A 9450-nucleotide genomic window follows, 5' to 3' on the forward strand; every position below is an offset into this window, starting at 1 on the left:
GGGTTGCGTAGCGACCCTAATAATGGGTTGCGTAGCGACCCTAATAATATGCGGGCGCTGCGCACCCGAGCGGGAGCAAGCTCCCTCGCCACWGGTTATGCGGTGGTCAATCCTGGCAATTAGTCTTCGAAACGGATCGGGCATTTGTCAGCCCCTTCCAGCTTCCTCAACTCCTCCACCACCTGCGGCCGCGCCCGCCGCAACGTCAGGCTGCGATCCTGCTTCAACAGCCGTCGCGCTTCCTGATGCAGCATCTCCACCCCTGAATAGTCGATGAAGTTGATCTGCTGCGCCTCGATCACTACGCGCGCGCCGTGCAGGCGTTGCAGGCGCACTTGCAGGTAATGGCTGGCGCCGAAAAAGATCGACCCGCCTACCCGCAGAATGTCTTCATCCCCCTCGCGAGAATGCTGTACCCGCGGTTGCGAGGTGCGTTTGAGGTAGAAGAACAAGGACGCCAGCACCCCGGCGTAGATCGCCGTCTGCAACTCCAGCAGCAACGTGGCGACACAGGTCAGCGCCATGACCAGGAACTCGGCGTGGCTGACCCGCAACAAGGCGCGAATACCGCGATGGTCCACCAGTCCCCACGCGATCAGCAGAATGCTGCCGGCCATGGCCGGGATGGGGATGTGGGCGATTAACCCTGCACCGAAGATGGCAAACAGCGCCACCCACACCGCTGAAAAAACACCGGCCATGGGTGAGCAGGCGCCTGCGTCGTAGCTCAGGCCGGAGCGAGTGAAGGAGCCGGCGGACAGCGAGCCGGAAAAAAACGCCCCGATCATGTTCGATAGGCCCTGGGCTCTGACTTCCTGGTTGGCGTCGATCAACTGCTGCGAGCGCGCTGACAGGGAGCGCGCAATCGACAGACTGGTCACCAGCCCCAACATTCCCACCGCCACTGCGCTCGGCAGCAAACGCAGGATCAGGTCCAAATCCAGCGGCAACGGGCTGAAGGGCGGCAAGCGTCCGACAAACGCGCTGACCAACTTCACATGACCGAACATTGATGGCCAGAACCACACCAGCAGCCCGCCCAGAATCAACGTAATCAGCAAAGTCGGCCAGCGAGGCAACAACAACTTCAGGGCCGCGCCGACAACGACCGTCGCCAGGCCCAGCGCCAGTGATGGTTTATCCAAGGCGCCGAGGTGCTTGAACAGCATCAAGAAGCTGTCCAGCGCAGTGGCTTGGCTGGGCAAATCCAGCCCCAGCAGGTTCGGCAATTGCCCGATGACGATGACTACCGCAGCGCCAAGGGTGAACCCCAGCACCACCGAGTGAGAGATGAAATTCACCAGGGCGCCGAAGCGCAGCAAACCGAGCAACCACTGGAAAATCCCGGCGAGCAACGTCAGAAGCAGGATCAGGGTGACGTAGTCCTCTGACGCGGGAACGGCCAAGGGGCTGACGCTGGCATACAAGACGATAGAAATCGCCGCCGTAGGGCCGCAGATCAAGTGCCACGACGAACCCCAGAGACAAGCAATCAACACCGGGATGATCGCCGCGTACAAACCATATTCCGGTGGGAGCCCCGCGATCAGCGCGTAGGCAATGGATTGCGGCAACGCCAGAATTGCCCCGCTGAGGCCGACGATCAGGTCACGCCCGACGCTGGCGCGGGTTTGCCGGGGCAACCAACTGAGGAAGGGGAAGAGTGAATGGCGGCTGGGGAAGGCCATGGGTCTTCTCGGCTGGGGTTTTGCGCAAGAGTATCAGGACAGACGCTTTTCCGATCGTTCCCACGCTCTGCGTGGGAATGCCGCCATGGACGCTCTGCGTCCGCTACGGGATGTATTCCCACGCAAAGCGTGGGAACGATCATGCCTTACAACTTGGCTTTGACGGCTGGCAACGCGTCTTTACCATCTGCGGTTTTCACGCCATCGAGCCATTTATCCAGCACCGCCGGATTGGCCTTGATCCACGCCTTGGCCGCCTCCGCATTGCTGACTTTCTTGTTCACCACCTCAGACATGATGCTGTTCTCCATGTCCTGGGTGAAACTCAGGTTGGTCAACAGTTTGCCAACGTTCGGACAGGCTTCGGCGTACCCCTTGCGGGTCAAGGTATGGACGCTGCCGGTATCACCGAAATATTTCTCGCCGCCCTTCAAGTAGTGCATTTTCAGCTGCACGTTCATCGGGTGCGGGGTCCAGCCGAGGAAAGTCACGAATTTCTGTTTCTTCACCGCGCGAGACACTTCGGCCAGCATCGCCTGCTCGCTGGACTCGACCAGTTTCCACTGGCCCATGTCGAAATCGTTTTTCTTGATGATTTCCTGCAGCGAGATGTTCGCTGGCGCGCCGGAGCCAATCCCGTAGATCTTCTTGTCAAACTTGTCGGCGTATTTGTTCAGGTCGGCAAAGTCATGCACACCCGCGTCCCATACATAATCCGGAACCGCGAGCGTGAACTCGGTGCCGTCCAGGTTCTTCGCCAGTTGCGTAACATCACCCGTGGCCACGAACTTGTCGTAGAAGCCCTGCTGGGCCGGCATCCAGTTACCCAGGAACACGTCGACCTGACCATCCTTCAGCCCGCCAAAGGTAATCGGTACCGCGAGGGTGTCGACCTTGGCCTTGTAGCCCATGCCCTCCAGCAGAAACCCGGTGATGGCGTTGGTCGCGGCGATGTCACTCCAGCCAGGGTCGGCCATTTTCACCGTCTCGCAGCTTTGATCGGCATACGCCGATGCGCTGCCCAGAGCCAGAAGCCCGACCGTCAGTACTGTGGATAACCTTTGCATGGACTTCCCCTTAACATTATTGGTTTTGGCAGGGTTGTGGATAACGTGCTTTGCGCTCCAGATCATCAAGGTCGATGTGGTTGCGCATGTACTGCTGACTGGCGTCTACCAGCGGCTGGTGATCCCAGCTCTTCAGCTTGCCGATGGTCAGTGCGTCCGCAACAAAGCGCCGACGCCGCTGGCTGGCGAGCACTTGTTGGTGTATCGCCGGGATGTTCCATTTGGCGCGTGCTTCGGCCATAAATTCTTCGAAAAATCGAAGATGTTGCGGCGATTGGCTGAGTTCTTCCCGTTCGCGCGGGTCGTTATGTACGTCGAAGAGCAGGCACGGGTCGTCTTCGCTGTAGATGAATTTATAAGCACCGCGACGGATCATCATCAACGGGCTGATGGTGCCTTCGGCCATGTATTCGCCGAACACTTCGTCGTGACCGCCCTGCCCTTGCAGGTGCGAAACCAATGATCGGCCGTCCAGCGGCAAGCCCGGCTCCAGCGAGCCGCCGGCCAGTTCCACGAAGGTCGGTAGCAGATCGGCGGTGGAAACAGCGGCGCTGACCCGCCCTGCCCCGAACTGGCCTGGCGCGCTGATCAACAGCGGGACGCGGGCGGCCATTTCATACCAGTGCATTTTGTACCAGAGCCCACGCTCGCCGAGCATGTCGCCATGGTCGCCGGAGAACACGATGATGGTGTCGTCGATCAGCCCGGTTTCTTCGAGTGTTTGCAGGAGTTTCCCGACGTTGCTGTCGATATAGCTGCACGCACCGAAGTAGGCACGGCGCGCGTCACGAATCTTATCCACAGGCAGCGGCTTGTTCCACAAGTCGTAAACCTTGAGCAAACGCTGGGAGTGAGGATCGAGTGAGGTTTGTGCCGGGGTTTCGGGTATCGGAATGTCGGCATCGTCGTACATATCCCAGAAAGCTTTGGGAATCGTGTACGGATCGTGTGGGTGCGTCATCGAAACGGTCAGGCAAAACGGTTGGTCGCTGTCCTCGCGGATGTGATCAAACAAGTATTGCTGGGCCTTGAACACCACCTCCTCGTCGAAATCCAGCTGATTGGTGCGTACGCAGGGCCCGGCTTGCAGCACCGATGACATGTTGTGATACCAGGTCGGACGTACATCCGGCTCGTCCCAATTCACCGCCCAACCATAATCGGCCGGGTAGATGTCGCTGGTCAGGCGTTCTTCGTAGCCATGGAGCTGGTCCGGGCCGCAAAAATGCATCTTGCCCGACAGCGCGGTGCGGTAGCCGAGGCGACGCAGGTAGTGGGCATAGGTCGGTACGTCGGCGGGGAAATCAGCCGCGTTGTCGTAGGCGCCGATTTTGCTCGGCAACTGGCCGCTGACCAAGGTGAAACGCGACGGCGCGCACAAGGGGCTGTTGCAATACGCGGCGTCGAACACCACGCCTTCGGCGGCGAGGCGGCTGAGATTCGGTAGTTTGATTGGTGAAGGACCGTAGAACGGCAACATTGGCGCGGCCATTTGATCGGCCATGATGAAGAGAATGTTCTTGCGCTTCATGTGTTCGCGGCATTCCATAGTGAATATTTATGCGAGATTGCTGCGATCGAGCATGTTACCCGTGCGGTTTGCGGTAAAGCCCATGCCAGGCAATGACTAGGATTAGCCCAGCTTATGTATGACGCCCTTGGTGATCTTTCTCTAGACCTGCTTCGTGTCTTCGAAGCAGCAGCCCGTCATCGCAGCTTTACCGCTGCAGCGGTGGAACTTGGCACCACTCAGCCGGCGGTCAGTCAGCAGATCAAACGGTTGGAGGAGCAACTTGGAACTCGGCTGTTTGACCGCATCTACCGGGGCATTGAATTGACTGAAGCCGGGACTATTCTTTTCGAGCAGGTTCAACTCGGGTTGCAGAATATCGACGCAGGATTGAGTGCGATCAGTGCACAGCAGCAACATGAAGTGTTGCAGGTGGCTACCGACTTTGCCTTCGCGGCGTATTGGCTGATGCCCCGTTTGCACCGCTTTCATGCGGCCAATCCTCACGTCGATGTCAGCCTGGTCACCAGCGAGCGCAATCACAACATGCTGCGCACCGATATCGATGTGGCGGTGTTGTTTGGTGACGGGCGCTTCAAGCAGGGCGAAAGCCATTGGTTGTTCAGCGAAGAAGTATTTCCAGTGTGCAGTCCGCTGTTATTGAAGGATCGTCCCCTGCCCTTGCCGGCTCAGTCGCTGTTGGAGTTTCCATTACTACACCTGCGTGGCGAACACAGCAGCAACTGGTTTGACTGGAGCGGTGTGTTTCGCGAGTTGGGGATAACGTCGGCGCCGGCACCGGGGCAACTGCGCTTCGACAATTACACGCTGCTGATTCAAGCGGCGATTGGCGGCCAGGGTGTAGCGATTGGCTGGCGGCACCTTGTGGATAACTTGCTGGCGCAGGGTTTGTTATGTCGACCGATCGCGGAGTCCGCGATGTCCCGGCTGGGCTATTACGTGGTCTTGCCCCAGCGAAAACGGCGCGGGGCGTTGATTCAACAGTTTGTGGACTGGTTGATGGCCGAACAAGACAGCAGCGCACAATCGCTGAACGGCCTGGCGCTGCCCTCTATCCCTATCTAGGGTCGGCGGCGATGAAGTTCACATGTTCGCCAACGTGCAAATTCAGCTGTAGTTCATCGGCAATCCCTACGGCCACGCGGTTCAAGCGTTGCAGCGGTTCGGCCAAGCCCGGTTCAAGGCTGCTGCTGACATGAATGAAGTGCTCAATCGTCAGGCCGGAAACACCGCGAGGCGCATTGACCAGCGTCCAGTGCAAGGTACTGTTTTGCAGGGCTTCGCGGATTTCTTCGGCGGCGTGGCGTTGCAATTGATCCTCTATGTCCGGATCGTCCAGCAATTCAAAATCACCCACCAGAAACAGCCGCCTGATGTTCGCTGCCTGCATGCCCTCGATCAGCGCATCCACCGCCAGCACTTGTTCGACCGGACCCACCACGATGGTTTTTTCCACGTGTTCGCTGTTGAACGGCAACCCGGGTGCATCCAACAGGCAGATGACAGCCGAGCAGCCCGCCACACTTTGTTTAACGCGCTCCGCCTCGAACAGGTCGCCGGTTTTTGTTCGCAGGCCTGGGCGCGGTGCAAGCGCGGTCAAGTCATCAAGAATGGCGATCACTTCATGTTGGCGCCGCAGCATTTCAGCCATCAGCGCACTGCCGAGGCTACTCATGGCACCATAAAGCACCACTTTCACCACGGGGGTTTCGGCATTTTTCATGGCTGAAGTTCCTTGTTTCCTAGGTATATGGCGTGTGACCTGTGGGAAACGGTGAGGGTTCGACCGAGTTTTAGAGGGATTCAGATGCAGCAGATCAAGGGTTATCACGCCCATGTGTATTTCGATGCCAGAACAATCGATCAGGCACGGGCTCTGTGCGAGCAGGCGGCGCAGTTGTTCCCGCTGAAAATGGGCCGCGTGCACGAACGCCCGGTCGGACCGCACCCGGACTGGAGCTGCCAGCTGGCATTCGGCCCTGAACTCATTGGTGAAGTGCTGCCGTGGCTGGCGCTCAACCGCAAGGGGTTGGTGGTGTTCCTGCACCCGGACACGGGCGACGACTTGCTCGATCACACCGAGCACGCGATCTGGATGGGCGCGATCCGGCCGCTGGATCTGTCTATTTTTTGATCAGATAGTTTCTTCCGCTTCGCCGGGTAAATGCTCGTCCAGGTGCAGCCAGGGCAATCGGCTGTCGGTCCAGATGTGCCGCTCGGCTGGCGCCTGTTCAGGGTGGTCGAGGGTGGCGATGGTCACGTCGATGCTCTCGGGACTGAGGTGGGTCATAAACGCCAGTTGCGCCCCACAGTTCGGGCAGAAATAGCGCACGCCGATTGAAGAAGATTTGTACTGCGCAGGTGCGCCATCCACCCATTGAAAGGCTGACGCGGGCACAGTGATCCAGGTGGTCACGATTCCACCGCTGACCCGTCGGCAAATCGAACAATGACAGTGGGCGATGTCATGCAACGACCCGCTGAATTGATAGCGCAGATGTCCGCAGTGGCAGCCGCCTGTATGAATGTTGACCATGATGTTTCCTCCTGAGGTGCTTGTGCCGACGTCTTCGCGAGCAGGCTCGCTCCCACAAGTCTGTGACCAATGGAGATCCACTGTGGGAGCGAGCCTGCTCGCGATGGCCGCAACTCGGTCTACCTCCCTGCCCCGGTCCGACGACCGGTTACACATCCGCCTAATGCTTTCACCGGCGAAAGCTGGCTGAAAGCTTCCCCGATTAGGATCGCCTCACTGCCGGCAACAGACCGGTTGGCCAGTGCCAGTGTTTTATCGCTCGCACGGCCCATTAAACAACAACAATGGTGATCCTGATGTCCTCTGCTACCCGCCGCTTCGCTGTCATTCCTCCCGTACGCCTCGTGCTTCCCGTTCTGCGCTGACCCCAACCGGTTCGCCCATTTCCCCTAGCCGCGCTACGCCTGGAGTACTCCCATGCTGACTTTTCTTGGCTTTGCCATGGTCATCACGTTCATGTTCCTGATCATGACCAAGCGCCTGTCCGCGCTGATCGCCTTGATCATCATCCCGATCCTCTTCGCCCTGTTCGGTGGTTTTGCGGGGAAAATCGGCCCAATGATGCTCGAAGGCATCACCAAGCTCGCGCCGACCGGCGTGATGCTGATGTTTGCCATCCTCTACTTCGCCCTGATGATCGACTCCGGCCTGTTCGACCCGGCCGTGCGCAAGATCCTCAAACTGGTCAAGGGCGACCCGTTGAAAGTTTCGGTCGGCACCGCCGTACTGGCGCTCGTCGTTTCCCTTGATGGGGACGGCGCGACCACTTATATGATCTGCGTAGCCGCCATGCTGCCGCTCTACAGCCGCATCGGCATGAGCCCGCGGATCATGGCCGGTCTGATCATCCTCGCCGGGGGCGTGATGAACATGACCCCATGGGGTGGCCCGACCGCTCGCGCGGCCAGCGCATTGCATGTGGACCCGTCGGATATTTTCGTACCGATGATTCCAGCGATGCTGGCCGGTGTGTTGGCGATCCTGGCGATTGCTTACTTCTACGGTAAACGCGAGCGTGCTCGTCTGGGTGAATTGCACCTGATTGGCGATGAAATCGACCACAGTGAAATCACCGTTTCACAGTTCCCTGACGCGCGTCGCCCGAAGCTGATCTGGTTCAACGGCTTCCTGACCCTGGCCCTGATGTGCACGCTGGTCGCCGGCCTGTTGCCGCTGCCGGTGCTGTTCATGGTGGCATTCAGCATCGCGATGATCGTCAACTACCCTTGCCTGCAACAGCAGAAGGACCGTGTTGCGGCCCATGCCGGTAGCGTCTTGTCGGTGGTCGGCCTGATCTTTGCCGCCGGTATTTTCACCGGTATCCTGACGGGCACCGGTATGGTCGACGCGATGTCCAAAAGCCTGTTGGCGGTCATCCCTGAATTCCTCGGCCCGTACCTGGCGGTGATCACGGCGTTGGTGAGCATGCCGTTCACGTTTTTCATGTCGAACGACGCATTTTATTACGGTGTGTTACCAGTTCTTGCCGAAGCCGCCAGTCATTACGGTATAACCGCAGTTGAAATGGCACGTGCCTCGATCGTCGGTCAGCCCGTCCACTTGTTGAGCCCGCTGGTACCATCGACGTATTTGTTGGTGGCCCTGGCCGGTATTGAATTCGGTGACCATCAGCGCTTTACCCTGAAGTGGGCAGTGCTGGTGTGCATGTGCATACTGGTTGCAGCGTTGCTGATGGGGATTTTTCCGCTGTTCAGCACGTTATAACCAACGACTCACCATGACGGGTCCGGTCTTCGCAGTTCGAAGTCCGGGCCTTTCGTGGTTTAACACTCGCTCAAAGGAATACACATGGAATGGCTGACCAACCCTGAGATCTGGGTTGCCTTCTTTACCCTGACCGCCCTGGAAATCGTCCTGGGTATCGATAACATCATCATGATTTCGATCCTGGTCAGCCGCATGCCCAAGCACATGCAGGCGCGCACCCGGATTTTCGGTCTGGCGCTGGCCATGATCACGCGAATCTTGCTGCTGCTCTCGATCACTTGGGTCATGCGCCTCACGGCGGATCTGTTCGTGGTGTTTGGCCAAGGTATTTCCGGGCGTGACCTGATCCTGTTCTTCGGTGGTCTGTTCCTGCTGTGGAAGAGCTCGCAAGAGATGTACCACGCACTGGAAGGTGAAGACGAAACCAACGAAGAGCCGAGCGGTACGGGCGGCAACTTCCTCTACACCATCGTCCAGATTGCGATTATCGACATCGTGTTCTCGCTGGACTCGGTCATCACCGCGGTCGGCATGGTCTCTCACGTTCCAGTCATGGTCGCAGCGATCGTCGTGGCCGTGCTGGTGATGATGTGGGCGTCGGGCACCATCAGCGAGTTCATCGACAAGCACCCGTCCCTGAAGATGCTGGCGCTGTCGTTCCTGCTGATCGTCGGTACCGTGCTGATCGCCGAATCCCTGGACTTCCACGTGCCAAAAGGCTACGTCTACTTCGCCATGGCGTTCTCGCTGGCGGTTGAAGCGATCAACATCAGGATGCGCACCRCCATCGCGAAAAAGAGGAAGCAGCAAGATCCGGTAAAACTGCGCAAGGACATTCCGGGCCAATAACCCCGGCGTCTACGCAAAACCTGTGGGAGCGAGCCTGCTCGCGATGTGGCC

Annotated in this window: 9 protein-coding genes; 4 read left to right on the forward strand and 5 right to left on the reverse strand. The window is 58.6% G+C overall.

The window, feature by feature from the left end; translation table 11 throughout:
- Window positions 1-119: 119 nt before the first annotated feature.
- The 3 genes from AC1DSG_RS22520 to betC all read right to left on the reverse strand — a co-directional run bounded on the left by AC1DSG_RS22520 (window position 120) and on the right by betC (window position 4286).
- Complete coding sequence (locus tag AC1DSG_RS22520) at window positions 120-1688, reverse strand: SulP family inorganic anion transporter (RefSeq protein ID WP_477792855.1); 1569 nt, start codon at window positions 1686-1688, stop codon at window positions 120-122.
- A 146-nt stretch (window positions 1689-1834) separates the two neighbouring features.
- Complete coding sequence (gene choX / locus AC1DSG_RS22525; RefSeq protein WP_477792856.1) at window positions 1835-2755, reverse strand: choline ABC transporter substrate-binding protein; 921 nt, start codon at window positions 2753-2755, stop codon at window positions 1835-1837.
- A gap of 16 nt (window positions 2756-2771) precedes the next feature.
- The gene (gene betC, locus AC1DSG_RS22530) at window positions 2772-4286 is read right to left on the reverse strand and encodes a choline-sulfatase (RefSeq protein WP_477792857.1); all 1515 of its coding nucleotides are present in this window, start codon (window positions 4284-4286) and stop codon (window positions 2772-2774) included.
- 114 nt (window positions 4287-4400) lie between these two features.
- Between betC and AC1DSG_RS22535 the strand changes: the two genes are divergently transcribed.
- Window positions 4401-5351 (forward strand): choline sulfate utilization transcriptional regulator, encoded by a 951-nt coding sequence (locus tag AC1DSG_RS22535; protein ID WP_477792858.1) that lies wholly within the window; start codon window positions 4401-4403, stop codon window positions 5349-5351.
- Here the strand turns inward: AC1DSG_RS22535 and AC1DSG_RS22540 are convergent.
- Window positions 5344-6009, reverse strand: a complete 666-nt coding sequence (locus AC1DSG_RS22540; RefSeq protein WP_477792859.1) for an NAD(P)-dependent oxidoreductase — start codon at window positions 6007-6009, stop codon at window positions 5344-5346. The genes AC1DSG_RS22535 and AC1DSG_RS22540 overlap by 8 nt on opposite strands.
- Window positions 6010-6093: 84 nt before the next feature.
- Between AC1DSG_RS22540 and AC1DSG_RS22545 the strand changes: the two genes are divergently transcribed.
- A complete protein-coding gene (locus AC1DSG_RS22545) occupies window positions 6094-6420 on the forward strand; it encodes a DOPA 4,5-dioxygenase family protein (protein ID WP_477792860.1) in 327 nt (108 codons plus the stop codon).
- Here the strand turns inward: AC1DSG_RS22545 and AC1DSG_RS22550 are convergent, their stop codons facing one another.
- Entirely contained in the window at window positions 6421-6822 is a 402-nt protein-coding gene (locus AC1DSG_RS22550) for a GFA family protein (RefSeq protein WP_477792861.1), read from the reverse strand.
- A 417-nt stretch (window positions 6823-7239) separates the two neighbouring features.
- Between AC1DSG_RS22550 and AC1DSG_RS22555 the strand changes: the two genes are divergently transcribed.
- Window positions 7240-8547, forward strand: coding sequence for a CitMHS family transporter (locus AC1DSG_RS22555; protein WP_477792862.1), 1308 nt, complete (start codon window positions 7240-7242; stop codon window positions 8545-8547).
- 84 nt (window positions 8548-8631) lie between these two features.
- Entirely contained in the window at window positions 8632-9399 is a 768-nt protein-coding gene (locus tag AC1DSG_RS22560) for a TerC family protein (protein WP_477792863.1), read from the forward strand.
- Window positions 9400-9450: the final 51 nt, after the last annotated feature.

The organism is Pseudomonas sp. P5_A12 (genome assembly GCF_056400685.1).